The sequence below is a fragment of the Ruegeria sp. AN11 genome (assembly GCF_056536005.1).
In genome coordinates this window covers 3,904,902-3,929,394 of the sequence record NZ_JBQFJD010000001.1, presented here as the reverse complement: position 1 = coordinate 3,929,394, position 24,493 = coordinate 3,904,902, and the positions used below count along the sequence as shown (strand labels likewise).

22 protein-coding genes are annotated in these 24,493 nt (G+C 61.7%); 10 read left to right on the top strand and 12 right to left on the bottom strand.

The genetic code is table 11. From position 1 onward, the window contains the following. Positions 1-198: 198 nt before the first annotated feature. On the top strand, positions 199-510 hold the full coding sequence (locus ACR3EQ_RS19405; protein ID WP_170614710.1) for a hypothetical protein: 312 nt from the start codon (positions 199-201) through the stop codon (positions 508-510). Positions 511-575: 65 nt separating this feature from the next. Then, a complete protein-coding gene (locus ACR3EQ_RS19400) occupies positions 576-1,526 on the top strand; it encodes a LysR family transcriptional regulator (RefSeq protein WP_170614711.1) in 951 nt (316 codons plus the stop codon). On the opposite strand, the gene ACR3EQ_RS19395 is transcribed toward ACR3EQ_RS19400, so the two are convergent. Next, a complete protein-coding gene (locus tag ACR3EQ_RS19395) occupies positions 1,523-1,966 on the bottom strand; it encodes a low molecular weight protein-tyrosine-phosphatase (RefSeq protein ID WP_480491642.1) in 444 nt (147 codons plus the stop codon). The two genes, ACR3EQ_RS19400 and ACR3EQ_RS19395, sit on opposite strands and share 4 nt — an antisense overlap. A gap of 28 nt (positions 1,967-1,994) precedes the next feature. Between ACR3EQ_RS19395 and ACR3EQ_RS19390 the strand changes: the two genes are divergently transcribed. Beyond that, a complete protein-coding gene (locus tag ACR3EQ_RS19390) occupies positions 1,995-2,690 on the top strand; it encodes an NAD-dependent deacylase (protein ID WP_480491807.1) in 696 nt (231 codons plus the stop codon). Positions 2,691-2,751: 61 nt separating this feature from the next. Further along, positions 2,752-3,360, top strand: a complete 609-nt coding sequence (locus tag ACR3EQ_RS19385; RefSeq protein WP_480491640.1) for an HdeD family acid-resistance protein — start codon at positions 2,752-2,754, stop codon at positions 3,358-3,360. A 96-nt stretch (positions 3,361-3,456) separates the two neighbouring features. Here ACR3EQ_RS19385 and ACR3EQ_RS19380 read toward each other — a convergent pair whose 3' ends face one another. From ACR3EQ_RS19380 to meaB, 5 genes are all read right to left on the bottom strand, one after another. Next, positions 3,457-3,930 (bottom strand): copper chaperone PCu(A)C, encoded by a 474-nt coding sequence (locus tag ACR3EQ_RS19380; protein WP_170614714.1) that lies wholly within the window; start codon positions 3,928-3,930, stop codon positions 3,457-3,459. Between the two features lie 40 nt (positions 3,931-3,970). Further along, positions 3,971-4,321 (bottom strand): hypothetical protein, encoded by a 351-nt coding sequence (locus ACR3EQ_RS19375; protein ID WP_170614715.1) that lies wholly within the window; start codon positions 4,319-4,321, stop codon positions 3,971-3,973. 397 nt (positions 4,322-4,718) lie between these two features. Next, a complete protein-coding gene (gene rpmB, locus ACR3EQ_RS19370) occupies positions 4,719-5,006 on the bottom strand; it encodes a 50S ribosomal protein L28 (RefSeq protein WP_170614716.1) in 288 nt (95 codons plus the stop codon). A 222-nt stretch (positions 5,007-5,228) separates the two neighbouring features. After that, the gene (locus ACR3EQ_RS19365; RefSeq protein WP_170614717.1) at positions 5,229-6,365 is read right to left on the bottom strand and encodes a Hint domain-containing protein; all 1,137 of its coding nucleotides are present in this window, start codon (positions 6,363-6,365) and stop codon (positions 5,229-5,231) included. A gap of 165 nt (positions 6,366-6,530) precedes the next feature. Continuing rightward, positions 6,531-7,508, bottom strand: a complete 978-nt coding sequence (gene meaB, locus ACR3EQ_RS19360) for a methylmalonyl Co-A mutase-associated GTPase MeaB (protein ID WP_170614718.1) — start codon at positions 7,506-7,508, stop codon at positions 6,531-6,533. Between the two features lie 123 nt (positions 7,509-7,631). Here meaB and hrpB point away from each other — a divergent pair, with 123 nt between their 5' ends. From hrpB to ACR3EQ_RS19345, 3 genes are all read left to right on the top strand, one after another. Next, entirely contained in the window at positions 7,632-10,079 is a 2,448-nt protein-coding gene (hrpB, locus tag ACR3EQ_RS19355; protein WP_480491637.1) for an ATP-dependent helicase HrpB, read from the top strand. A gap of 177 nt (positions 10,080-10,256) precedes the next feature. Then, positions 10,257-10,715: an NUDIX hydrolase gene (locus ACR3EQ_RS19350; protein WP_170614720.1), complete on the top strand. Its 459-nt coding sequence runs from the start codon at positions 10,257-10,259 to the stop codon at positions 10,713-10,715. Positions 10,716-10,805: 90 nt separating this feature from the next. Continuing rightward, positions 10,806-12,284, top strand: a complete 1,479-nt coding sequence (locus ACR3EQ_RS19345) for an inorganic phosphate transporter (protein WP_170614721.1) — start codon at positions 10,806-10,808, stop codon at positions 12,282-12,284. Between the two features lie 6 nt (positions 12,285-12,290). On the opposite strand, the gene ACR3EQ_RS19340 is transcribed toward ACR3EQ_RS19345, so the two are convergent. Beyond that, complete coding sequence (locus ACR3EQ_RS19340; protein ID WP_480491635.1) at positions 12,291-13,265, bottom strand: 2-dehydropantoate 2-reductase; 975 nt, start codon at positions 13,263-13,265, stop codon at positions 12,291-12,293. 151 nt (positions 13,266-13,416) lie between these two features. Between ACR3EQ_RS19340 and ACR3EQ_RS19335 the strand changes: the two genes are divergently transcribed. Continuing rightward, positions 13,417-14,136, top strand: a complete 720-nt coding sequence (locus ACR3EQ_RS19335) for a response regulator (protein ID WP_170614723.1) — start codon at positions 13,417-13,419, stop codon at positions 14,134-14,136. 346 nt (positions 14,137-14,482) lie between these two features. Here the strand turns inward: ACR3EQ_RS19335 and aspS are convergent, their stop codons facing one another. The 4 genes from aspS to ACR3EQ_RS19315 all read right to left on the bottom strand — a co-directional run bounded on the left by aspS (position 14,483) and on the right by ACR3EQ_RS19315 (position 18,735). After that, positions 14,483-16,258, bottom strand: a complete 1,776-nt coding sequence (aspS, locus tag ACR3EQ_RS19330) for an aspartate--tRNA ligase (protein ID WP_170614724.1) — start codon at positions 16,256-16,258, stop codon at positions 14,483-14,485. A gap of 79 nt (positions 16,259-16,337) precedes the next feature. Further along, a complete protein-coding gene (locus tag ACR3EQ_RS19325) occupies positions 16,338-17,009 on the bottom strand; it encodes a CPBP family intramembrane glutamic endopeptidase (protein ID WP_480441894.1) in 672 nt (223 codons plus the stop codon). Continuing rightward, positions 17,006-17,653: an aminotransferase class IV family protein gene (locus tag ACR3EQ_RS19320; protein WP_170614725.1), complete on the bottom strand. Its 648-nt coding sequence runs from the start codon at positions 17,651-17,653 to the stop codon at positions 17,006-17,008. Before ACR3EQ_RS19320 ends, ACR3EQ_RS19325 begins: the two co-directional genes overlap by 4 nt. Continuing rightward, positions 17,608-18,735 (bottom strand): aminodeoxychorismate synthase component I, encoded by a 1,128-nt coding sequence (locus ACR3EQ_RS19315; protein ID WP_170619550.1) that lies wholly within the window; start codon positions 18,733-18,735, stop codon positions 17,608-17,610. The genes ACR3EQ_RS19320 and ACR3EQ_RS19315 overlap by 46 nt, the downstream gene beginning before the upstream one ends. A 178-nt stretch (positions 18,736-18,913) precedes the next feature. Between ACR3EQ_RS19315 and carB the strand changes: the two genes are divergently transcribed. Both carB and ACR3EQ_RS19305 read left to right on the top strand, forming a co-directional pair. Then, a complete protein-coding gene (carB, locus tag ACR3EQ_RS19310) occupies positions 18,914-22,267 on the top strand; it encodes a carbamoyl-phosphate synthase large subunit (RefSeq protein WP_170614727.1) in 3,354 nt (1,117 codons plus the stop codon). A 220-nt stretch (positions 22,268-22,487) separates the two neighbouring features. Next, complete coding sequence (locus tag ACR3EQ_RS19305; protein ID WP_170614728.1) at positions 22,488-23,612, top strand: beta-ketoacyl-ACP synthase III; 1,125 nt, start codon at positions 22,488-22,490, stop codon at positions 23,610-23,612. A gap of 65 nt (positions 23,613-23,677) precedes the next feature. Here ACR3EQ_RS19305 and ACR3EQ_RS19300 read toward each other — a convergent pair whose 3' ends face one another. Further along, positions 23,678-24,139 carry a hypothetical protein gene (locus tag ACR3EQ_RS19300; protein WP_170614729.1) on the bottom strand — a complete coding sequence of 154 codons (462 nt, stop codon included), beginning with the start codon at positions 24,137-24,139 and terminating at the stop codon, positions 23,678-23,680. Positions 24,140-24,493 lie beyond the last annotated feature (354 nt).

Genomic DNA, 24,493 nt, shown 5'->3' with positions numbered 1-24,493 from the left:
GCTGTTCAAGAGTGGTTGGCGTTCCTGCCTTGACCGGTGCCGGGCTGAAGCCCGGCCTACGGGTGTGGCGGGGTTGACCCCAGTAATCACTTTTTCGCAACGCATGATTGATCCGAACCCCCGATTAATTCATACTCCGCCGCAGACCGAGAGGGGCGTCAGATCTCTCCGGGCAGGCAATAAAAACGAGGCTCGAGTATGAAACAGTTCCTCTTAATCGCATTCTGTGCGGCGTCGCTGACGGCGGTGGCTCCGGCCCCTTCGTATGCGGCCAAGATCAAACAGGCATGTCTGGCGTCCGACCGGGCGGCGGCGACGCGGGATCGGTGCAGCTGCATTCAGCATGTGGCCAATCAGGCATTGACGCGCAGCGACCAGAAGACCGTCGCCAAGTGGTTTACCGACCCACACAAGGCGCAGGAGTTGAAGATGTCGAAAACTGCGCGCGATGACGCGCTGTGGGATCGGTATCAGAACTTCGGCCAGATGGCGCAGGCGATCTGCAGCTAAGCCGGACGCAATCCTTGACCTGACGCCCGCTGCCCCTCAGAAAAGGCGCAGCGAAAGGATTTTGCATGGTTATGAAAGGGCTGAGCTTGCGCGGCCTCGAAGTGTTCGAGGCGCTGGCGCGGACGGGATCGGTGGCGCAGGCGGCCGAGATCACCGGGCTAAGCCAGCCGTCGGTCAGCCAGCAGTTGCGCAATCTGGAAAACGCGCTGGGGGCCGAGCTTGTGGATCATGGGCGGCGACCGATGCGGCTGACGCAGGCCGGGCGCAGCTTTCTGGCCCGGACCAGAGCCGTGCTGGCCGAATTGCAGATGGCGCAGAGCGAGCTTTCCGTAATGGACCTGGGGCATCTGGCCACGCTGTCCATCGGTCTGATCGACGATTTCGACAACGAACTGACCCCACGGCTGGCAACGTTGCTGGCCGACAGCCTGACCCGGTCGAAATTCAAGCTGATCACGCTGTCCAGCCTTGACCTGTTTCAGGCGCTTGAGGACCAGCGGCTGCATCTGGCGGTCTCGGCCCATAGCGGCGAGGTGCTGGAGGGCGTGGTCGAGTACCCTCTGGTCCGCGATCCGTTCATACTGGTGGCCCCAAAAGGCGCCGGAGGTGTGGAGGCCGCGCTGCGGGACTTGCCGTTCCTGCGGTATGCCCGCGAACAGTTGATCAGCCGCCAGATCGAGAGCCAGTTGGCGCGGCAGCAGGTCGAGTTCGAGGAACGGTTCGAGATCGGCTCGCATCTGGCGCTGATGGCGATGGTGGCGCGGGGCTTGGGCTGGGCGATCACCACACCGCTGGGCTATATGCGGGCGGCGCGGTTTCATGACGGGCTTGAAGTCTATCCGGCCCCGTTCGGAGAGTTTTCGCGCACCATCTCACTGTTCACCCGCACGGACTGGCCCGACGAGGTTCCGCGCGAGATTGCGGGCATGATTCAAAGGCTGATGCGGAGCCATATCCTTGACCCCGCGATCGAGCAGGTGCCGTGGCTCAGCGACCGGCTGAAGGTGATCGGCTAAGCCCTCAGATGGGCGTCCAGCCCTTCGACCGCCGCTTCAATCAGGTCAAGCGCACCGTCAAAATCACGGGTATAGTACGGATCGGGCACATGGTCGGCCCCGGTCTGGGGCGCGAAGTCGGTCAGCAGGCGGACAGGGGTTTGGTTCCCCGGTGGCCGCAAGGCCTCGATATCTTCGATGTTGCTGGCGTCCATACCGATGATCAGGTCGAACCGGTTGAAATCGGCCGCCAGGAACTGCCGCGCGCGCAGGTCGCTCAGGTCGATGCCCAGGGCGCGGGCAGCGGTCTGCATCGGGCCATAGGGCGGAGTGCCGATGTGCCAGCCCATGGTGCCGGCGCTGTCGGTTTCGTGTTGCGGGGCACGGGCGCGGAACACGCCCTCGGCCGCGGGTGAGCGGCAGATATTGCCGAGACAGACAAACAGGATACGGTGGGTCATGAGCCAAGGTTTAGCGCGCGGAGGAGACATGGGAAAGATCGTCATTCTGACCGGAGCCGGAATTTCAGCCGAAAGCGGGTTGAGCACGTTTCGCGATGAAGGCGGATTATGGGCGCAGCACCGCATCGAAGATGTGGCCACGCCCGAAGGTTTTGCCCGCGATCCCGCGCTGGTCCACGGGTTCTACAATGCCCGCAGAAAACAGGCCGCGCAGGTGCAGCCAAACGCGGCGCATGAAGCCTTGGCACGGCTGCAGCGGGATTGGCGCGGAGACGTGGTCATCGTGACCCAGAATGTTGACGGCTTGCATGAGGCGGGCGGTGCCAAAGGGGTCATCCATATGCATGGCACTCTGGCCGGCGCATTGTGCTCGGCCTGCAACCATCGCTGGCAGGCCCCGACGGAAATGGTAGTGGGCGAACGTTGTCCCGCCTGTGACCATCCAACCGCCCGCCCCGGTGTCGTCTGGTTTGGCGAGATGCCCTATTTCATGGACGACATCTATGATCATCTGGCCGACGCCGCGATCTTTGCCGCCATCGGCACATCGGGTCAGGTCTATCCTGCGGCGGCTTTTGTGCACGAGGCGCAAGCCGCCGGGGCGCGGACGATCGAGCTGAACCTTGAACCGTCCTCCGGAGCGTCCCATTTTGATGAGACGGTATTTGGCCCGGCCACACAGATCGTGCCCGGGTGGGTGGATCGGCTGCTGGATCGGACCTGATGCCATCCGTTACAATCGGGTTCAAGCGTATTGGAATAAGACCCGAAGACAGGAGACCCCGATGGAGGAACATCAGACCCGGAGCGGTGAAGTTCTGGAAGACGGCACATTTACAGGTCGGGACGCGCTTGGTGACAAGCTCGCCAATCTTTGGTGGACATTTCTGCTGCGTGGGCTGATGGCCGCCGCACTTGGGCTTGCGGCCCTGTTCTGGCCGGCCGGCAGCATTACGGTTCTGTTGCAACTGGTCGGTCTGTTGCTGATTCTCGATGGCGGGCTGACGTTGCTGGGGTTCGGGCGGCGCGGGTTGATTGGCGGGTTCGGCATCGGCGCCGTGCTGATTGGCCTTATCCTGCTGATATGGCCCGAAGGGACCGCCCGGCTTGCCTTCTTCCTGCTTGGGGCCTGGGCGTTGATTGTCGGGATCGGATCCGTCATGACGTGGCGACAGATGCACCAGATGGACCCGGCAGGGCCGACCCTGCGCAATTCCGGAATCATCGCCATTCTGATCGGTTTGGTTCTGATGTTCTGGCCCGGCAGCGGGTTGGTTGCGCTGGGATGGGCAATCGCGTTTTCTGCGCTGGCATTTGCCGCCGTAATGTTCTGGCTGACGGCCCGGTTCAAACGGGCCCATGACCGGATCGACATGCGTGTCGTCAACAGATAGCAAAAATACCCGGACCGCCAAAGGGCAACAGGCCGGGCTAAACCCGGCCTGACGCATGGATGACGGCCGCAGAGCGGCCTGAAGACAGGCGTTGGTTCAGTTGGAATGCGAGCCGTGGCCGCCCTGATCCTGACGCTCGAGATCGACCGGGACCTCGACCGTGACTTCACCGGCCTGCTCGAAGATCAGGGTGACAGGAACGGTTGCACCCTGCTCGAACGGCTGCTTCAGGCCCATGAACATCACGTGATCGCCGCCGCGTTTCAGCATGTGGACCTCGCCCGCGGGGATGGCAAAGCCTTCCTCGACATGCATCATCTTGGCGACGCCGTTTTCGTCTACCTCGTGGGTATGAAGCTCGACCCGTGCCGCCACATCCGACGTCACACCGATCAGACGGTCATCCTGACCGCTGTCATTCCGGATCATCATGAAAGCTGCGCCCGCCTTGGCCGATTTGCCCGAAGATCTGGCATAGGCGCCTTCGACCAGGATCAGGTCCTGGGCAAATGCGGTAGTGGCCATGGCTACGGTGGCGATGGTGGCGAACAGGGTGGATTTGAAGGACATTGTGCCTCTCCTTTGATTTGATCTGAAAACTGGTTTGGAATCAGATCAGAAAAGGAGGCGCGCGGGCCGGTTTGCGCGGCAGCGTCCGGGCGACGAGGTTTTCGGCCAACGGCAATGGGGCCGGTTGCGAAAGGCGCGGAGCAGCAGGCAACTCGGGTTGCGCCGCCGCCAACGCCCCCAGAAGGCTCAGGGCGTAGTCAGGGCAGTAATGCGGGGCTTTGGTGGGCTGGCCGTCTTCGTCCATGTAGACGACAACCGGGCCGGTTCCGGTGCACAGCACCATCTGACCAACGGCGCGGTCCATCCCCCGCGACACAGCCACCCCCTGCCCGGTCAGAATGACGAGCAGGGAAATGGCCAGAGCCAGATTTTGCTTGAATACGGATCTCATCTTATCCGCGATATACGCCCGCTTTCGCGCGCGTCACAAGGGCATTCGCCTGCGTCCTTTTCTCCGCGTCAGGTATCCACGCCGTTACGACGGACTTGGCTTTTGGTCAGGCTGGTGTGAAGATGGTTCACCCGTCTCTGCATCCGCGTGCAGGCCGCAAAGGTTCTGGCGCAAACGGTAGCCAACAGAGAGAAAAAGTAAAACGATTTTAACGACATATCCACAATCTCCACCGGAATTGCGAGTCAGACAATAGACTTGCCACCGATGGGCGTCTGTGAACAATTTCACGAAAGAGAATAAAACTATTTCTCTTTGAGGAACAGTTTGCAATCAGGCCAAGAAAAAGGCCCCGCACCGGGCGGGTGCAGGGCCAAAACTCTTGCTGTGAAAAAGATCAGGCCGAGGCTTGTGCCTTGGCGATTTCCTTTTTCACTTTCAGCGCGTTTGCCGACAGCTCATCGTCTTTGGCCTTGGCCAGGAACGCGTCCAGACCACCGCGGTGGTCAACCGAACGCAGAGCAGCAGCCGAGATGCGCAGCTTGACGCCACGGCCCAGTGTTTCGGACTGCAGAGTAACGTCGTTCAGGTTCGGCAGAAAGCGACGCTTGGTTTTGTTATTGGCGTGGCTGACATTGTTGCCAGTCATCGGGCCTTTTCCGGTCAGTTCGCAACGGCGCGACATGGTTTCTTCCTTTGTTTCTGGAGGCCGGGCTACTGCCTGCGGCCAAATCACAAGGGGCGCAACCCGAAGTCGCGCCCGAAAACTGGTTGAATGCGTGTAGTGGGAATCGGCGGAAGGGTCAAGACGGATGCTGCGAATTCTTTCCGACACCTTCGGAGGTAATCCGCGATGTCCGACCGGGACATCCGTTTCGGGCAATAATCGCAATCCTTGCTGCCCGGATCACGGGTTCAGAAGCAGGGGCTTGTTGTTGCGCAAGTGGCGCGCGACCAGCCGGGCCTGTTGCGGCCCGCGCGGAATGAAACGGGCGGGATCCGTCTCATGTGTCACGTCCGCCAGTTCCGGGAAAATGGCGAAAATCTCCTCGCGCGCCGCATCGCTGAGGGTCTTGAGCGCTTCGGGTCCGGTGAAAAGGCTTTCGGTGGGGGCGTCTTCGGCGAAGATGATCTCGTGCCGGTCAAAGAGCAGGTGAAAATACTCAACCTCAGCCAGCGTGTCATCAACATGGATACCCGGCAGTTGCGTCAGCTTGATCGCGGGGATTAGCACCTCGGGCGCGCCGAACATGCGCATCGCGATTTTCGACCGCACCACCATGCGGTGCTGCCGGGAGACCAACAGATCCTGCTGCGGCAACCCGCCGCCCAGGGCTCCGGCGTGGATCCGGACGGGCCGGAGTTTGGGGTTGGCGGCAAGAATCTTTGCGCCCATGCGGCGGCGACCGATCCAGCGAATGGGCTGCAGCCCGTGGCCGCCAGTGGGAATTCTGTCGCCCGTGCGCAGGTTCTGGATGGGCACGGGTCCGTGTTCGGTCTGAATTTCCGTGTCGCGGGTAAAGCAGGGAACACCGGCTCCGTTTTCGAAGGTGGAATAGGTGACGGTACTGCCCGACGGCAGGGTGAACGTGCCACTGGACAACGAATAGCCGGTCCCGGCCACAACCGTGATGGTGCCAAATGTGTTGTCGGTGATGACCGTGCCCGTAGGCAGGTTCAGCGTATCGGTTCCGCTGCCACCGCGTATATCGCCGGACACATTGGTGCTTTGGAAATCGAGCGTATCATTGCCGCCGCCCAGGCGGATGTTGGAAACGTCCGACCCACGGACGGTGACCGTGTCGCCTGCTCCGCCGGCCGCCAGCGTGCCGCCGATGGTGCTGCCCGTGATGGTGATGTCATCGCTTCCGGCATTGCCGCGCACATCACCCACGACCGTGCTGTTCGAGACGTTGATGACGTCATTGCCCTGCCGCCCACGGATATTGTCGATCGGTGAACCCTGCGGCGTGCCGTTCAGGGTGCCGTTGTTATTGGTGACGTCGATGTTGTCGGCACCGTTGGTGCCATTGATATTGGGCATGATCGACAGTTCCCGTTGATCTGTTCAGTCTGGCTCCTGCCCTGCGGCCTCAACATGTGCCACCTTGAGGGACGAGCGCCCGAGCGCCCGGATCCCGTTAAGTATTCATATCTAATACAACATCAGATGGAATCGCACCACCTTTGCCGGAATTCCGGCCCGGACCTAATGCCCGGATAGGGTGCCGAGCATACGATCCGCCGCTGCGGTGGGGCTGATATTGCCCGAACCGACCTCGGCGCTCAGCCGCTCCATCTCGGCGCGGATTTCGGGTGCGTCAAGCTGCGCCAGAAGGGCATGGCGCACCTCCTGATCGAACCAGAAGCGGGCCTGCGCAGCCCGGTTCGCGTGCCAATGACCGTTGTCGCGGCGCCATTGGGTGAGGGATTGCATCTCGTCCCAGGCCTGTTCCAGTCCATGTTCCTCGACCGCCGAGACGGTCATCGCTTTCGGAAAACCTTCGGGGTCCTGCGGACGTTTGCGCAGCAGGCGCAGCGCACCGGCATAATCGGCGCAGGTGCGGGTGGCGGTGGCCTTCAGGTCGCCGTCGGCCTTGTTGACCAGAATCATGTCGGCCATTTCCATGATGCCGCGCTTGACGCCCTGCAATTCGTCGCCGCCTGCGGGCGCAAGCAGCAGCAGGAACAGATCGGACATTTCCGAAACCACGGTCTCGGACTGGCCGACGCCCACGGTTTCGATCAGCACCACGTCAAAGCCGGCCGCTTCGCACAGGGCAATCGCCTCGCGCGTGCGGCGGGCAACACCGCCCAGGTGGCTTTGGCTGGGGGACGGGCGGATAAAAGCGTTCTTCTCGCGGCTCAGCCGTTCCATCCGGGTCTTGTCGCCCAGAATCGAGCCGCCCGAGCGGGCCGAACTGGGGTCGACCGCCAGAACCGCGACGCGCAGCCCCTGCTCCGTCAGCATCATGCCAAAGCTTTCGATGAAGGTGGATTTGCCGACACCCGGCGTCCCCGAAAGGCCGATGCGCAGCGATTGCCGATCCGCTGTTGCCAGATGGGATAGCAATTCGGCGGCCTGCGCCCGGTGATCGGCGCGGCGGCTTTCTACCAGCGTGATGGCGCGTGCCAGCGCGCGGCGGTCGCCCTGCAGAATTCTGTCCCCAAGCTCGGCGGTGTTCATGGATGGGTCCCTCGTCGAAATTTGCCCTAGATGACGGAGTGGGGCCGGGTTTGTCCAGTACCCGCGGCAGGGTTTCGGCGCACGCGTTCTGGACCTTGGCGGTGCCATTGGGGATAAGGCGGCATGACCCGACTGCCGATAGATGATGCCCTGCCCGATCTGATCTCAGCGCTGAAGGCGCGGGGCCGTGCCGTGTTGCAGGCCCCGCCCGGCGCGGGCAAAACCACCCGGGTGCCTCTGGCGATGCTCGACGCCGGTCTGTGCGATGGCAGGATCGTGATGCTGGAAACCCGGCGTCTGGCTGCGCGGGCGGCGGCCGAGCGCATGGCCGAAACCCTGGGAGAGCGCGCAGGCCAGACCGTGGGCTATCGGGTGCGCGGCGATGCCAAAGTCTCGAAAACGACCCGGATCGAGGTTGTGACCGAAGGTATTCTGACCCGGATGCTGCAGTCCGAACCCGACCTGCCGGGTATTGGCGCGGTGATTTTCGATGAATTCCACGAACGGTCCCTGAATGCTGATCTGGGTCTGGCCCTGTGTCTTGAGGTCACGGCTGCGCTGCGGGACGACCTGATCCTGCTGGCGATGTCGGCGACACTGGATGCAGAACCGGTGGGGCAGCTGATGGATGCCCCCCTGGTGACGTCAGAAGGGCGCAGCTACCCGGTTGAAACACGCTGGCTGGACCGGCCTTTGAGCGCGCAGGCACGACGGCTGGATGCGCTGGTCGATCTGGTCGTGCGGGCTGAGCGTGACAGCCGCCCGGCAGGCGGCGGGATGCTGGTGTTTCTGCCGGGCGAAGGTGAAATCCGGCGCGCCGAGTCGGCCTTGTCGGGGCGGTTGCCCGGCGACTGCGTGGTACGGCCCTTGTTCGGGACAATGCCCTTTGCCGCCCAGCGCGCCGCAATTGCGCCAGTTGATCAGGGGCGCAAGGTGGTGCTGGCAACATCAATTGCCGAAACCTCTCTGACCATCCCCGACATACGGGTGGTGGTCGACATGGGACAGGCGCGACGGGCGCGGTTCGATGCCGGATCGGGCATGTCCCGGCTGGTGACCGAACGGGTCACGCGGGCCGAGGCCACGCAACGCGCGGGCCGAGCCGGTCGTGTCGCCGAAGGCCTGTGCTATCGGCTGTGGTCGAAAGGCGAGGATGGCGCATTGGCCGCCTACCCGCCCGCCGAGATCGAGGCGGCGGACCTGACCGGTCTGGCGCTGGAACTGGCATTGTGGGGGGCCGAACCGGGCGATCTGGCATTTCTGACGCCACCACCCGAGGGGGCCATGTCCGAAGCGCGGGCACTGTTGGCGATGCTGGGTGCGCTGGATGCCCGTGGGCGGATCACTGATCACGGGCGGGCGCTTGCGGCGCTGCCCCTGCACCCTCGGTTGGGGCACATGCTGGTGCACGCGGGTGCTGACGCCGCGCCGCTGGCGGCGTTGATGGCCGAACGGGATCCGTTGAAGGGCGCGCCAGCCGATCTGTCCCTTCGGCTTGAAGCGTTACGAGATCCACGCGCGTTCCAACGCAATCGGGTCTGGCCGGTGAACATGAGTGTTGTGGAGCGCATCAAGGGCGAAACCAGGCGGTTGCGGGCGCAGTCCGGCGGGGCTGGTGAATTGTCCCCTGCGACCATGGCGGCGCTGGCCTATCCCGACCGCGTCGGTCAGCGGCGCAAGGGGAACGTACCACGCTATGTCCTTTCAGGCGGCAAGGGTGTTGTGCTGGACAATGGCGACACGCTGGCCGCCGCACCCTATCTGGTGGTGATCGATACGGACGGAAACCCGCGTGAGGCCCGCGTGCGAATGGCGGTGCAGATCACCGAGCGGGACATCCGCGACCTGTTCATCGATCAGATCGCATGGATCGACAGTTGCGACTGGTCCAGGCGCGAACGCAGGGTCGTGGCCCGCCAGCAGGAAAGGTTCGGGGCGATCGCTCTGGACGACAGGATCTGGAAGGACGTGCCCGCAGAACAGGTGGCGCGCGCCATGTTGGACGGTGTACGCGATCTGGGGTTGCGTCTGGACGGGGCCGCCGCCCGGCTTGCTTCCCGGGTGGAACTGGTCCGGGCCGGAGGGGTGGACCTGCCGGACTTCTCGGTCGAAGGGCTGCTGGCGGATCTGGAAAGCTGGTTGCTGCCGATGTTGGCGGGCGTGCGCAATGCAGAAGACTGGAAACGCTTCGATCTGTTGCCTGCCCTGCGGGGGCGACTGGACTGGACGCAGACGCAGGAGCTGGACCGCCGCGCACCAGGATCGTTCGAGACGCCGCTGGGTCGGAAAATTCCGATCGACTATGGCGGGGCGGTGCCCGAAATCTCGGTCCGGTTGCAGGAAATGTTCGGAGTGACGCGCCACCCGGTCATCGGGGATGAACCGTTGAAGATCACCCTGCTGTCGCCGGCACAGCGTCCGATCCAGATCACGCGCGATTTGCCGGGTTTCTGGGCGGGGTCCTATGCGGATGTGCGCAAGGATATGCGGGCGCAATATCCCAAACACCCCTGGCCGGAAGATCCGACTCAGGCCGACCCGACCCTTCGCGCCAACAGGCGCCACAAGTGAAGACAGCTCCCCGCGCGGGATTTTCAGTGAATTTTCGTGACCGCCACCGGGTGTGCGTGAGCACGCGGTAGAGTCGGAGCGGCAACACTTTCCGGAAATGAAAGCTCGTTGAAAACACTCCGTTAGGTTCCTAAATGATATCTGCCTAATGCAGGTTATGGAAACTGACGCGAACACATGAAAAACAAGCTACAAAAGCTCTGGAACGAGGTCGGCAAACCTCTGTTTCAGCGCCCGGAACGGGTGCAGTTTGCCGCGCTTTGCACACGCAGAACCGAAACCGGTGAGGATGTTCTGCTGATCACCAGCCGCGAAACCAAAAGGTGGGTCATTCCCAAGGGCTGGCCGATTGACGGCCTCGACGGGGCCGAGACCGCTTTGCAGGAAGCGTGGGAAGAGGCCGGCGTGCGGGCCACTTCTTTCGACAAAACACCGATCGGGCATTTCACCTATGACAAGATCCTGAAGGACGGCACATCCCAGGCGGTCCGGACAAATGTCTACCGCATACCGGTGACGGAACTGTCGGATCAATACCCCGAGGCGCATGAGCGTCAGCGGTGCTGGGTGTCGCCCAAAGTGGCCGCGGAACGTGTGAACGAGCCGGAATTGCGCGATTTGCTGCTGCATTTGTAACAGTAAAACGTAAAATTGATGACATGTCGGTTGCCCAACCTGCCGAAAACCGTTAGCGGCCTGCATCCAAATCCCTAACGGCCCAAACAGATGTCAGAATCGCAGACCAAATCCCGCTGGCGCGCACTGGACAGCGACCTTCACCGTATTTCACGGCTCGAGCATGCGAATGCGCATGTGGCGCGGCCGTTGCTGGCCCCGGGGATCGCGCTGGCCTTCATCGCGCTGGCCGGTTTGTCCGCAGCGGTACTGTTCGGTCAGGCCGATGGCAGTCTGATCGTGGTCGCGGCCGCAGGGTTCGGGGCCTATATGGCGATCAATATCGGCGCCAATGACGTGGCCAACAATATGGGCCCTGCGGTAGGTGCCAACGCTCTGACCATGGGCGGTGCGATCCTGATCGCCGCCGTGGCCGAAAGCGCCGGAGCTTTGTTGGCCGGCGGCGATGTGGTTTCGACCATCTCGAAAGGCATCATCGATCCGATGTCGGTGCAAAACAACAACGTCTTCATATGGGCGATGATGGCAGCGCTGATTTCATCGGCCATGTGGGTCAACCTGGCCACCTGGATCGGCGCGCCGGTGTCCACGACCCATTCGGTGGTCGGCGGCGTCATGGGCGCCGGAATTGCGGCGGCCGGGCTGAGCGCGGTGAGCTGGGGCACCATGGGCGCCATTGCCGCCAGCTGGGTCATTTCACCGGTGCTGGGTGGCGCAATCGCCGCCTGTTTCCTGGCGTTGATCAAGGCCAAGATCCAGTATCAGGACGACAAGATTGCCGCTGCCCGTTTTTGGGTTCCGATCCTCGTCGCGGTCATGGCGGGGGCATTTGCCACCTATCTGTCCGTCAAGGGCCTGAAGCGGATCGTGAAGATCGATCTGGAATACGCCCTGCTGATCGGTCTGGCCGCAGCCCTGCTGGTCTGGGCGGTTACCGTGCCTTGGGTGCGTCGAAAGTCCGAAGGTCTCGAGAACCGCACCCGGTCGCTGAAAACCCTGTTCGGGTTGCCTCTGGTGATTTCGGCCACGTTTCTGAGTTTTGCCCACGGTGCCAATGACGTCGCCAACGCGGTTGGCCCGCTTGCGGCGATTGTGCACGCGGCAGAGTTCGGAGATTTCTCGGCCAAGGTGTCCATTCCCACATGGGTGATGGTCATCGGGGCCTTCGGCATTTCGTTTGGCCTGTTCCTGTTCGGCCCCAAGCTGATCCGCATGGTCGGAAGCCAGATCACCAAACTGAACCCGATGCGCGCATTCTGCGTGGCCCTGTCGGCAGCCATTACGGTAATCTTCGCCAGTTGGCTGGGCCTGCCCGTCAGCTCGACCCACATTGCTGTGGGCGCGGTTTTCGGGGTTGGCTTCTACCGCGAGTGGCACTCGGACCGCCGACGGAAAGTTACCAACCGCCGGCGCTCGTCCGAGTTGCAGCTGGCACCTGAAGAGTACCAACGCCGCAAGCTGGTACGCCGGTCGCATTTCATGACCATTGTGGCGGCATGGGTTATTACAGTGCCTGCGGCAGCGGCAATGTCTGCGGTGATCTTCTGGGTGCTGACGGCGTTTTCCTGAGCTGTCTCAAGCCCGGATCCGGTCCGGTGTCAAAGGCTCGGCGGGGGCTCTTTCGATCAGGTACCGCACTTTTTCGCATAGCGGCGCCGAAGTGCCGGCTTCGTTGGCGATGCGAACGATCTCGCCCTGCAAACTGTCGATTTCCGTCGGCCTGCGTGCCGCCAGATCATAGGCCATGGATGTGCGTGCGCTGGGGTCAATGGTCAGCATCCGGGATGCAATCCGGGTAAAAAGCGGTGTTGGCAGGCGCAAAACATATGGCGTCATCCACGCCGGAAGCGGCGTGGTCGACGCGACGGGATGACCGGCGGCTTTCAGCACACGCAGTGCCTCACCCATCTGCTCGGCCATCAAACGCCGCCACGCCCGGTTCATGAGCTGTTCACGCAGGGTCAGGCCGGACAGGGCATTCAGGGCGTTGTTTAGATTGATGACCAGTTTGCCCCATTGCACCGCCTGAATATCGTCACTTTCAGACACCGGCAAATCCGCGCTGCCCAGCGTCTGGCCCAATGCGCCCGTTCCGCTTTCGACTATGATATCGCCGGAGGTCGCCCGGTGAAAACAGGCGGGTTCTGTCGGCACAACGTTGAATGGCACCATTCCGGCGCGCACATCGTACCCCGGCAAGGCTGCACGCAGGATGCGAGCGTTTTCCATACCATTTTGCCACGACAAAATCGGTGCGCTTGTCGGGGCAAAGCGGGCGATATCCGCCGCCAGATCCGCCGTGGCGCCCGTTTTGACCGACACAATCACGATCCCGGCCCGGGACAGGCAGGCCGGGTCTTCGCTCAGGGTAAATCTGTCCGGCGCGATGTGACGATGCAGGCCCGAGAAATCGGTCACCGTCAGGCCCTGCCCCCGGATCGGGTCCAGAATTCGGGCGCGACCCAGCAAGGTGACCTGATGCCCCGCATCAGCCAGTAACGCGCCGCAATAGCACCCGATGCTGCCGGCTCCGGCAATGACGATGTTCATGACGGCCCTCCTGCCGTTGGCGGGTCAGAAGGTTTGGTAGCACGAGCCGACGGGAAACGGCCAGTGTTTGCCTCTGGCGTGCAGTGCAAAATTAACCCTGTGTTAGCCAGGAGATCCTAGCGTGAGGCATCTGCTGATCAGGAGGTCTGCCATGGACGATTCGAACCCTTTCGAGGCCACACGCCCTTTGCCCACCGCCACGCGCCCGCTTTTGGGGCAAACCATTCTGGTTGTCGAGGACAGCCGTTATGCCTGCGATGCGATCCGGCTGATGTGTCTGCACAGCGGCGCGCGGATCCGGCGGGCGGACTGTCTGACATCTGCGCGGCGTCATCTGAAGATCTATCGCCCATCGGTCATTCTGGTGGACATGGGGCTGCCCGACGGGCCCGGGGCGGACCTGATTGCCGAACTTAACGAGGCCTCGCCCCGGATCGGCGTCATATTGGGTCTGTCCGGCGATGACTGTGCCGAGCAACTGGCAATGCAGGCCGGTGCAGACGGTTTTCTGAACAAGCCCCTGAACTCTCTGGCCTGTTTCCAGCGCACCATTCTGGAGTTGCTGCCCGAAGATCGCCGCCCCGGCGGACTGCATGCCATCCAGGATGAGGTCATACGCCCCGATCCGATGGCCTATCAGGACGACATGGCCCATATCGCCGACGTTCTGGCCGGGCCAAACGACCACCGGACACTGGACTATGCCGCGCAATTTCTGACCGGCGTGGCCCGCGATGCGGAAGACACGGTGCTGGCAGACGCCGCGCAAAAGCTGGCCGCGTCCCGGGCTGCGGGTGCGCCTGTGACCGCGCGGGCGGCGCAGGTGGCCGGTATCGTTCAGTCCCGCTTACAACAGCGGGAGGCGATCTGACATGGTCACGGCGTATTTCATCACGGCCACGCTGCTGTTTCTATGGGCCTACCGGCAGACGCGCACGGCGGCGCGAAGTATTCGAAACAACCGGCAGCATCTGGAAAACCCGCTTGACTGATCCGCTGGCTGAGCGGCTGATCGTCGTCCGGTCAGACCCCTGCGTGAGTGGTGAGGCCAGGATGCCGAGGGGAAAGGCAATTCACGCCTTGCGCCAAATGAGGTGGGTTCGTGTGGATTAAGGGATTGCATCACCGGTCAGCGCGTATCGATGCGCGGGGCCTATGGCGCGATCCCGGAAACGGCCCGTCAGGGCAACCGCCCGCGCAAGGCGGGCGTTACCGGATCACTCCTGCGGAATGAGGCGCAAGCCCAGTTCCATAAGCTGATCCGAGGTCGGATCGGACGGGGCGTCCATCATCAGATCCTCGGCGCGTTGGTTCATCGGGAACATCATGACCTCGCGGATGTTGGCCTCATCGGCCAGCAGCATAACGATCCGGTCGATACCGGCAGCACAGCCACCGTGCGGCGGCGCGCCGTAATGGAAGGCATTGAACAGGGCACCGAAGCGGGATTTGACTTCGTCCTCACCATAACCGGCCAGTTCAAAGGCCTTCAGCATGATTTCGGGTTTGTGGTTCCGGATCGCGCCCGAAACCAGTTCATAGCCGTTGCAGGCCAGATCGTACTGATAGCCGCGCACGTCCAACGGATTGCCGTTCAGCGCCTCCATCCCGCCTTGGGGCATCGAGAACGGGTTGTGCTCAAAATCGATCGCACCGGTTTCCTCGTCCTGCTCGTAGATCGGGAAATCCACGATCCAGGCAAAGGCAAAACGGTCCTTCTCGGTCAGGTTCAGTTCTTCGCCGATCACGTCGCGCCCTTTGCCTGCAACCTTTTCAAAGGCTTTCGGCTTGCCGCCCAGGAAGAAAGCCGCATCGCCGACACCCAGACCCAACTGCTGACGGATCGCCTCGGTCCGCTCGTGGCCGATGTTCTTGGCCAGCGGGCCGGCGGCCTCCATGCCTTCGCCCTGATCGCGCCAGAAGATGTAGCCCATACCGGGCAGACCTTCTTTCTGGGCAAAGGCGTTCATACGGTCACAGAACTTTCGGCTGCCACCATTCGGCGCAGGGATGGCGCGGATTTCGGTGCCTTCCTGCTCGAGCAGCTTCGCGAATATCGCGAAGCCAGATCCGCGGAAATGGTCGGAGACCACTTGCATTTTGATAGGATTGCGCAGGTCGGGCTTGTCGGTGCCGTACCACAGGGCCGAGTCCTTGTAGGAAATCTGCGGCCAGTCCTGATCGACCTTGCGACCACCGCCGAATTCTTCGAACACGCCGGTCAGAACGGGTTGGATGGTATCGAACACGTCCTGCTGCTCGACAAACGACATCTCGAGGTCGAGCTGGTAGAAATCGGTGGGCGAGCGGTCGGCGCGCGGGTCTTCGTCGCGAAAGCACGGCGCGATCTGGAAATACTTGTCAAAGCCCGACACCATGATCAGCTGCTTGAACTGCTGCGGGGCCTGCGGCAGGGCGTAGAACTTGCCCGGATGCAGGCGCGAGGGCACCAGGAAGTCGCGCGCGCCTTCGGGCGACGAGGCGGTGATGATTGGCGTCTGATACTCGCGGAAGCCCTGATCCCACATACGCTTGCGCATCGAGGCGACAACGTCCGAGCGCAGGGTCATGTTCTGCTGCATGGCCTCGCGGCGCAGGTCCAGATAGCGATAGCGCAGGCGGGTTTCCTCTGGGTATTCCTGATCGCCGAAAACCATCAGCGGCAGTTCTTCGGCGGCGCCCAGCACTTCGAGTTCGCGGACATATACCTCGATCTCGCCGGTCGGCAATTTCGGGTTCACTAGTTCGGCATCACGCGCCTTGACGGTGCCGTCGATGCGGATGCACCACTCGGAGCGCACCTTTTCTAGGGCCGTAAAGGCGGCGCTGTCGCCGTCGCACAGCACCTGGGTTACGCCGAAATGGTCGCGCAGATCGATGAACAGCACGCCGCCGTGATCTCGGACCCGATGCACCCAGCCGGACAGGCGGACGGTTTCACCGACATTGGCGGCGGTCAGAGCGGCGCAGGTGTGGCTGCGGTAGGCGTGCATGGATCATATCCCTTCGGGCGCAGAATTCGTCGCGCCGATACACCCCGTCGGGCTTGGAAAGTCAAGGCGGGTCGCGTCGTCAAAACGGCCTTTGCACGTTGCCCGAGTAGAAATAGATGCCCAGCCCGGCCGCGAAGATGATATTGCCCGCAATCGCGTGCAACAGCACCGCGTAGAAAAACGATCCGCGCTTGCGGTAGGCCCAGGTGAACAGCAGCCCGCCGCCTAAGGTCATGAGGGCGACAATCCAGCTCCAATACATCAGGTGCGCCAGTGAAAACAGCGCGGCATTGAGAAGATAGGCCGCGCGGCCGTCCGGCAGGATCCCGTGATAGCGGCGAAAGAACAGAGGCCGGAAAAGCAGCTCCTGCGGCAGGGCCGAGGCCAGCGGATACCCGAGCCAGATGAGGGCCAGAAACTCGGGCCGGTGGAGCAGCAGGTAGAACGCTGCGTCCTGCCGTGTCCACAACACCAGGATCGAGCAGAACAGGGCCATGGCGAAGATGAACACCAACAGTTCGGCCCAGGACCAGTTGTGCCAGTTCCAGCGTAGTTCGGCCCATGAAAAGCCGGGCGTGTTGTGCAACAGAACGATCCCGATTGCCGTGAAGATGAACAGCATCGGAAACATCCAGTTCGGCGGGAAAAGGACGGCAATCAGGACCGGGACCGCGACGAAGAACAATCCGAACTCCAGCCAGAGCCGGACACGGGTTGTCGGCGGAAGGGCCCATTCGCCAAACGCGCTCAATGCTGCACCAGTTCAGCCGGGATCAGGCCGCGAAGGGAATTGCCGACCCAGAGGTTCCGGGCGTTGCGCAGATCGGCCAGGGTAAGGACCGCCTGAGTGGCTTTTCCTGTTTCCAGAAGCTGCTGCCGCAGAATGCCCGGCAGAAGACCGCAGGTCAGTGCCGGTGTCAGGTGCTGGCCCCGCGAGGTTTCGATGAACAGGTTCGTTATGGTGCCCTCGCACAGCTCGTCCAGTTCGTTGAGGAAAATCAGCTCATCCGTTCCGGCAGGCAACGAGGCCCGGGCGATGTCATAGGTTTCGCGTTGCGTGGTCTTGTGCCGCAACCAGATATCCGACGAAGACAGCCGTGTTTCGGCCACGGCAATCCGCCAGACCGCAGGATTGTCGGCCAACACCCCGGTGGTCACCTCGAAACGGCCTGACACGTCCATCGTCAAACGACACCGGAGCGGGGTATCGCCCGTTATGGTCTGCAGCGCCGATTGTGCGTCGTCCGGGGAAAACGGCAGGTGCAGGGCGTTTGCTGTGCGCTGCATCCGGTTCAGATGAAGATCCAGCCGGATCATCCCCTGCCCCGGCCGGTAGGCCAGTGTTTCAATCAGGCGGAAGTCAGTCTCGGCTGGCGGGCAAAGCGGGCTTTCCATAGCGCTTCCTCATATTCGGACGGGGCGGTGCTGTCCCAGACGACGCCGCCGCCGACATTCAGCGTGGCAGCGCCGTTTTCCACCATCAGCGTACGGATCGCTACGTTGAATTCCGACCGTCCGTCCGGCGCTGCCCAGCCGATTGTGCCGCAATAAATGTCGCGCGGCCAGAGTTCGAGGTCGGACAAGATCTCCATCGCGCGGATTTTGGGCGCGCCGGTGATCGAGCCACAGGGAAAAAGTGCCGTGAGGATATCGGACAATTCCGCGCCCATATGAAGTTGCGCCTGCACCAGCGAGACCATCTGATGGACGGTGGCGTAGGTTTCGACCTTGAACAGTTCGGGCACCCGGACCGATCCGGGCAAGGCGACGCGGCTGATATCGTTGCGCAGCAGATCAACGATCATCAGGTTCTCGGCGCGGTTCTTGTCGTCGGTCGACAGGAATGCGCGGCGGCGGGCGTCTTCCGCCATGTCCTCGCTGCGAGGCTGAGTGCCTTTCATCGGGCGGGTTTCGATCCCGCGGTCGGCGTCGGTGCGGAAAAACAGCTCGGGCGAGCGGCTGAGCAGATCGGGCAGATCGTCTTGCTCGATCAACGCGCCATGGCCGACAGGCTGGCCTGCTGCAAGGGCCGCGTATAGCGCGGCGCTGTCGCCTTCGACCGTCAGATCGATCGGAAAGGTCAGATTGGCCTGATAGATATCCCCGGCCCCGATCGCGTCATGAACCTGTCGAAAGGCGCGGGTATACCGGGCCTCATCCCAGCGTGGCTGAAAACCGGTCACCCCGCCGGCGGCGGCGGGAAGATCACGTTGTGTGGGCGCGTCATAAACGCCAAAACACAGAAGCGGCAGGCGGCGATCTTCCGGCAGGCGGTCGTTAAGGCGCGGCTCTAAAACATATCCAAGCTCGTAACTGGCGTAGCCTGCCAGCCATGCACCGTCAGCGCGCGCCGAATCCAGCGCCGCCATCGCCTGGGGCACGTCCTCCGCCCTGTCCACGCGGATCACTCTGGCTGGTCGGTCGAAACTGGTTCCGGGTCCGGCTGGCCCCTGATCGAAACGAATTCGCACGTGCATCCTCAATTTACCGTGCTGCGCGGTATAGAGAATACGGCGGTAAGGGAAAGAGGGGAAAGCGGCAATTTCATCCCTGTTTTCGATCCCCCTTGAACCTTTTGGCGCGGTCCCTATAACGCAGGACAATTTGGGCACTCGGAGGGTGCCCTGACTCGCGGACAATCGAAGGAACCAGGCCATGCCCAGAAGAACCGACATCCAGTCGATCATGATCATCGGGGCCGGCCCCATTGTCATCGGACAGGCCTGCGAATTCGACTATTCGGGCGCACAGGCCTGCAAGGCGCTGCGGGAAGAAGGGTACCGGGTCATTCTGGTGAACTCGAACCCCGCTACGATCATGACCGATCCCGGTCTTGCAGATGCCACCTATATCGAACCGATCACGCCCGAAGTGGTTGCCAAGATCATCGAGAAAGAGCGCCCAGACGCTCTGCTGCCCACGATGGGCGGGCAGACCGGTCTGAACACCTCGCTGGCTTTGGAAGAGATGGGTGTGCTCGAGAAGTTCGGGGTTGAGATGATTGGCGCCAAGCGCAATGCCATCGAAATGGCCGAGGACCGCGCCCTGTTCCGCGAGGCGATGGACCGGCTGGGTCTTGAGAACCCCAAGGCAACCATCGTGACCGCACCCAAGCGCGAGAACGGCTCCACCGATCTGGATGCCGGCGTACAGATGGCGTTGGACGAACTGGAAGAAATCGGCCTGCCTGCGATCATCCGCCCCGCCTTTACACTGGGCGGAACCGGCGGTGGTGTTGCTTATAACCGCGAGGATTATATTCATTTTTGCCGCTCCGGCATGGATGCCTCGCCGGTGAACCAGATCCTCGTCGACGAAAGCCTGCTGGGCTGGAAGGAATACGAGATGGAGGTGGTGCGCGACGCCGCCGACAACGCCATCATCGTCTGTTCCATCGAAAACGTGGACCCGATGGGCGTGCACACCGGCGACTCGATCACCGTGGCCCCTGCCCTGACACTGACCGACAAGGAATACCAGATCATGCGCAACGGCTCGATCGCCGTTCTGCGTGAGATTGGCGTCGAAACAGGTGGGTCGAACGTGCAGTGGGCGATCAACCCTGAAGATGGCCGTATGGTCGTGATCGAGATGAACCCGCGCGTGTCGCGCTCCTCGGCGCTGGCCTCGAAAGCGACCGGTTTCCCGATTGCCAAGATCGCCGCCAAGCTTGCTGTGGGCTATACACTGGACGAACTGGACAACGACATCACCAAGGTCACGCCCGCGTCGTTCGAGCCAACAATCGACTATGTCGTCACCAAGATCCCGAAATTCGCCTTCGAGAAATTCCCGGGCAGCGAACCCTACCTGACCACCGCGATGAAGTCGGTGGGTGAGGCAATGTCCATCGGCCGCACCATCCACGAATCGATGCAGAAGGCGCTGGCGTCGATGGAATCGGGCCTGACCGGGTTTGACGAGATCGAAATTCCGGGGTTGAGCATCGGCCTGTGGGACGAGGGCGAAAGCGGTGACGACAAGGCGCACGTCATCAAGGCGATCAGTCAGCAGACGCCCGACCGCCTTCGCACCATCGCGCAGGCCATGCGTCACGGTCTGACCGATGACGAGATTTTCGGCGTTACCAAGTTTGACCCGTGGTTCCTGGCCCGTATCCGCGAGATCATCGAGGCCGAGCGCACGGTCCGCAAAGACGGCCTGCCGGTAACCGAGGACGGTATTCGCAAGCTGAAGATGCTGGGCTTCACCGATGCGCGACTGGGCAACCTGTCTGGCCGCGACGAAGCAAACGTCCGCCGCGCCCGCCGCAACCTGGGTGTGAATGCCGTGTTCAAACGCATCGACACCTGTGCCGCCGAATTCGAAGCACAGACGCCCTATATGTACTCGACCTACGAAGCCCCGATGATGGGTGAGGTTGAATGCGAGGCACGTCCGTCGGACCGCAAGAAGGTTGTCATCCTCGGTGGTGGTCCGAACCGGATCGGTCAGGGCATCGAGTTCGACTATTGCTGCTGTCACGCCTGTTTCGCGCTGACCGAGGCGGGGTATGAGACCATCATGGTCAACTGCAACCCCGAGACGGTCTCGACCGATTATGACACCTCGGACCGGTTGTATTTCGAGCCGCTGACCTTTGAACACGTGATGGAAATCCTGACGAAAGAACAGGAAAACGGCACGTTGCACGGTGTTATCGTTCAGTTCGGCGGCCAGACGCCGCTGAAACTGGCCAACGCGCTTGAGGCCGAAGGCATTCCGATCCTCGGCACCACGCCGGACGCCATCGACCTTGCCGAAGACCGCGAGCGGTTCCAGGCGCTGGTCAACGATCTGGGTTTGAAACAGCCCAATAACGGTATTGCCTCTACCGACGAGCAGGCGCTGGAAATTGCCGAAGACATCGGCTTCCCGCTGGTGATACGCCCCTCTTACGTGCTGGGTGGCCGCGCGATGGAAATCGTGCGCGATATGGACCAGCTGAAACGCTATATCAACGAGGCCGTGGTGGTTTCGGGTGACAGCCCGGTTCTGCTGGACAGCTATCTGGCCGGAGCGGTCGAACTGGATGTGGATGCGCTGTGCGATGGCACCGACGTACACGTAGCCGGTATCATGCAGCATATCGAAGAGGCAGGCGTGCACTCGGGTGACTCGGCCTGTTCGCTGCCGCCCTATTCGCTCTCGAAAGAGATCCTCGACCAGATCAAGGATCAGGCGTTCAAACTGGCCAAAGCTCTGAACGTCGTGGGCCTGATGAACGTGCAGTTCGCCATCAAGGATGATGAGATCTATTTGATCGAGGTGAACCCGCGCGCCAGCCGCACGGTGCCGTTTGTCGCCAAGGCGACCGACAGTGCGATTGCCTCGATCGCGGCGCGGGTGATGGCGGGTGAAAAGCTTTCGAACTTCCCGATGCGTCCGGCCTACAAGACCGTGGACGACACCAAGATCGCCGATCAGATGACACTGGCCGACCCGGACATGCCGTGGTTTTCGGTTAAAGAGGCGGTGCTGCCCTTTGCCCGCTTCCCCGGCGTCGACACGATCCTAGGCCCCGAAATGCGCTCGACCGGGGAAGTGATGGGCTGGGACCGCAGCTTCCCGCGCGCCTTCCTGAAGGCGCAGATGGGCGCCGGGATGGTCCTGCCGTCTTCGGGGCGCGCGTTCATCTCGATCAAGGACGCGGACAAGGGCTGGACGATGCTTGAAGCGGCGCAGGTGCTGGTGGCGCAGGGCTTTACACTTGTCGCGACCCGGGGCACGCAAAGCTGGCTGGCTGAACAGGGCGTGCCCTGCGACGTGGTCAACAAGGTTTATGAAGGCCGCCCGGACGTGGTCGACATGCTGAAAGACGGTCAGGTTCAGTTGCTGATGAACACCACCGAAGGCGCGCAGGCGGTCGAGGACAGTAAGGCCATCCGCTCGATCGCGCTTTATGACAAGATCCCGTATTTCACCACAGCCGCTGCCAGCCATGCTGCCGCTCTGGCGATCAAGGCGCAGGCCGAGGGTGATGTCGAGGTCAGGTCGCTGCAGGGCTGACACGGTTCAGCGTCATTTGAATGTTACTCGAAACCCTCGGAGCAATCCGGGGGTTTTTTCTGGCTCGGGCAGGTTGTTCACATAGTCGGGTAAGCAAAAGCAATCACGCCGGAGGTTACATCACCCGGCGTGTTCCCGCGCATTCCCTTAGGTCACCCAACCTTGATCTGCCCGCCTTGCATCGGCATTTTGTGCTGATCCAGACCAATCAGGACCGACCATGTATACGCCTGCCATCACCGGCTCCGGGGTTTTCACACCCGAAAATGTCATCACCAATGCCGAGCTTGTCGAAGCGTTCAACGCCTATGCCGACAAACAGAACGCCGCGAACGCGCAGGCCATCGCGGACGGGCGCATGGAGGCGATGCAGCATTCGTCGGAAGAGTTCATCCTGAAGGCATCAGGGATCGAAAACCGTTATGTGATGGACAAATCCGGCGTTCTGGATCCGGACGTGATGCACCCGCTTCTACGGCAGCGCGGCGATGATGAGCCGGGGATCATGACCGAAATGGCGGTGGATGCCTGCAAAAAGGCCATGACGCAGGCCGGTCTCACGGCGGATGACATTGATCTGGTGATCTGCGCTGCCTCGAACCACGAGCGCGCTTATCCTGCCATTGCGATCGAGATACAGCAGGCGCTCGGTATCTCGGGCTTCGGGTTTGACATGAATGTCGCCTGTTCCTCGGCCACGTTCGGGATTCAGGCGGCTGCGGATATGGTCCGGTCGGGGTCTGTCCGGGCGGCGCTGGTGGTCAACCCCGAGATCTGCTCGGGCCATCTGGAATGGCGCGACCGCGATTGCCACTTCATTTTCGGCGATGTTGCAACCGCCACGCTGATCGAGCGGCAGGAGGATGCCACGGGCGCCCATTTTGAGATTCTCTCGACCCGCTGCGCCACGGCATTTTCCAACAACATCCGCAACAACAACGGCTTTTTGCGCCGCACCCGACCGGCCGGGATGGAAGATCGGCGCGACATGCAGTTCATGCAGAACGGGCGCAAGGTGTTCAAGGAGGTGCTGCCGATGGTCAGCCAGCACATCACCGATCACATGGAGGCCGAGGGGCTAGGCAGTGACGATCTGAAACGGCTGTGGCTGCATCAGGCCAACAAGACCATGAACGATTTCATCGGCAAAAAGGTTCTGGGCCGCGTGCCCGATCCGGGTGAGCAGCCCAATATCCTGCAGGATTACGCTAACACCTCATCCGCCGGGTCGATCATTGCATTCTCGAAATACTCGGACGATCTGGAAGATGGCCAGATCGGCCTGATCTGTTCCTTCGGGGCCGGTTATTCGGTCGGGTCTGTGATTGTGAAGCGGCACGGCTGAGTTCACAATCATTCGGGCAAGCGTCTGTTCACGAAAATCGCATCTCGGACCCGAGTTCCGGCGATTCAGCTGACGCTTTCTTCTTCCAGATGCAGCTTCATTTCGATCAGCACCTGCTGCAACAGACTGGTTTCTCTCAGCAGCCGCTTTGCCTCGTTCACGGTGATGATACCGTCTTCGATGGCAGCCTGGTATTCGGTCATCAGCATCGCAAAACGCTGACTTAAGGCGATGACGTCCGAGTTCACGCCGCCGGTGCGCGGGGAGTCGGAATTCCGGCCGTCATACGACAAAGTAATGTTATTGAGATCGGCCAGCGCAGAGGTAACGTGGGGGAAGCCTGCCACCGTCTCAAGCCGCGCTACGGCGTCCACCGGCATGAACCGGTCGCTGTGTTCGGCGTTGTCTGAATAGTACCGCCCAAGTGTCGCTTTGGACTTGCCCGTTATCTTACAGGCAGATTCGATTCCCACATCTTTGACCAGTGCTTCGGTATGCTTTTTCAGATAGGCCCCGATATCTGCCATTGTTTTACCTTTGTTACCTGTAATCACCCTTCAGCCGACCGCATTTGGGGGAAAGGGTGGGGAAATTTCCCATATTCGATTCATAATTGAAATGTCATATATTGGCTATCCCTCAGATATGCGGGGATTTTGTGAGTGAGTGGCGGCATTTCAAGCCGGTAATGAGTGATCGCGGAGCTGATTCTTAGCTCCGCTCTGTTTAGGCCATATGTTGGCCGACGGCGTCGTTGTTGTGGGCGCGCGGGTTCCATCCCCAGAGAGCATCTGCTCGGCCCATGCAACCGCAACGGCGACGTCGCTTCCTTAATGCCATTGATGACTTGCCCCCTTGGTTCACCCGATTTAGACCCGGCC

What these genes read in the sequence shown, in the direction of transcription:
- ACR3EQ_RS19405 (WP_170614710.1), top strand. Translation starts at nt 199, where the DNA reads ATGAAACAGTTCCTCTTAATCGCATTCTGTGCGGCGTCGCTGACGGCG.
- ACR3EQ_RS19400 (WP_170614711.1), top strand. Translation starts at nt 576, where the DNA reads ATGGTTATGAAAGGGCTGAGCTTGCGCGGCCTCGAAGTGTTCGAGGCG.
- ACR3EQ_RS19395 (WP_480491642.1), bottom strand. Translation starts at nt 1,966, where the DNA reads ATGACCCACCGTATCCTGTTTGTCTGTCTCGGCAATATCTGCCGCTCA.
- ACR3EQ_RS19390 (WP_480491807.1), top strand. Translation starts at nt 1,995, where the DNA reads ATGGGAAAGATCGTCATTCTGACCGGAGCCGGAATTTCAGCCGAAAGC.
- ACR3EQ_RS19385 (WP_480491640.1), top strand. Translation starts at nt 2,752, where the DNA reads ATGGAGGAACATCAGACCCGGAGCGGTGAAGTTCTGGAAGACGGCACA.
- ACR3EQ_RS19380 (WP_170614714.1), bottom strand. Translation starts at nt 3,930, where the DNA reads ATGTCCTTCAAATCCACCCTGTTCGCCACCATCGCCACCGTAGCCATG.
- ACR3EQ_RS19375 (WP_170614715.1), bottom strand. Translation starts at nt 4,321, where the DNA reads ATGAGATCCGTATTCAAGCAAAATCTGGCTCTGGCCATTTCCCTGCTC.
- rpmB (WP_170614716.1), bottom strand. Translation starts at nt 5,006, where the DNA reads ATGTCGCGCCGTTGCGAACTGACCGGAAAAGGCCCGATGACTGGCAAC.
- ACR3EQ_RS19365 (WP_170614717.1), bottom strand. Translation starts at nt 6,365, where the DNA reads ATGCCCAATATCAATGGCACCAACGGTGCCGACAACATCGACGTCACC.
- meaB (WP_170614718.1), bottom strand. Translation starts at nt 7,508, where the DNA reads ATGAACACCGCCGAGCTTGGGGACAGAATTCTGCAGGGCGACCGCCGC.
- hrpB (WP_480491637.1), top strand. Translation starts at nt 7,632, where the DNA reads ATGACCCGACTGCCGATAGATGATGCCCTGCCCGATCTGATCTCAGCG.
- ACR3EQ_RS19350 (WP_170614720.1), top strand. Translation starts at nt 10,257, where the DNA reads ATGAAAAACAAGCTACAAAAGCTCTGGAACGAGGTCGGCAAACCTCTG.
- ACR3EQ_RS19345 (WP_170614721.1), top strand. Translation starts at nt 10,806, where the DNA reads ATGTCAGAATCGCAGACCAAATCCCGCTGGCGCGCACTGGACAGCGAC.
- ACR3EQ_RS19340 (WP_480491635.1), bottom strand. Translation starts at nt 13,265, where the DNA reads ATGAACATCGTCATTGCCGGAGCCGGCAGCATCGGGTGCTATTGCGGC.
- ACR3EQ_RS19335 (WP_170614723.1), top strand. Translation starts at nt 13,417, where the DNA reads ATGGACGATTCGAACCCTTTCGAGGCCACACGCCCTTTGCCCACCGCC.
- aspS (WP_170614724.1), bottom strand. Translation starts at nt 16,258, where the DNA reads ATGCACGCCTACCGCAGCCACACCTGCGCCGCTCTGACCGCCGCCAAT.
- ACR3EQ_RS19320 (WP_170614725.1), bottom strand. Translation starts at nt 17,653, where the DNA reads ATGGAAAGCCCGCTTTGCCCGCCAGCCGAGACTGACTTCCGCCTGATT.
- ACR3EQ_RS19315 (WP_170619550.1), bottom strand. Translation starts at nt 18,735, where the DNA reads ATGCACGTGCGAATTCGTTTCGATCAGGGGCCAGCCGGACCCGGAACC.
- carB (WP_170614727.1), top strand. Translation starts at nt 18,914, where the DNA reads ATGCCCAGAAGAACCGACATCCAGTCGATCATGATCATCGGGGCCGGC.
- ACR3EQ_RS19305 (WP_170614728.1), top strand. Translation starts at nt 22,488, where the DNA reads ATGTATACGCCTGCCATCACCGGCTCCGGGGTTTTCACACCCGAAAAT.
- ACR3EQ_RS19300 (WP_170614729.1), bottom strand. Translation starts at nt 24,139, where the DNA reads ATGGCAGATATCGGGGCCTATCTGAAAAAGCATACCGAAGCACTGGTC.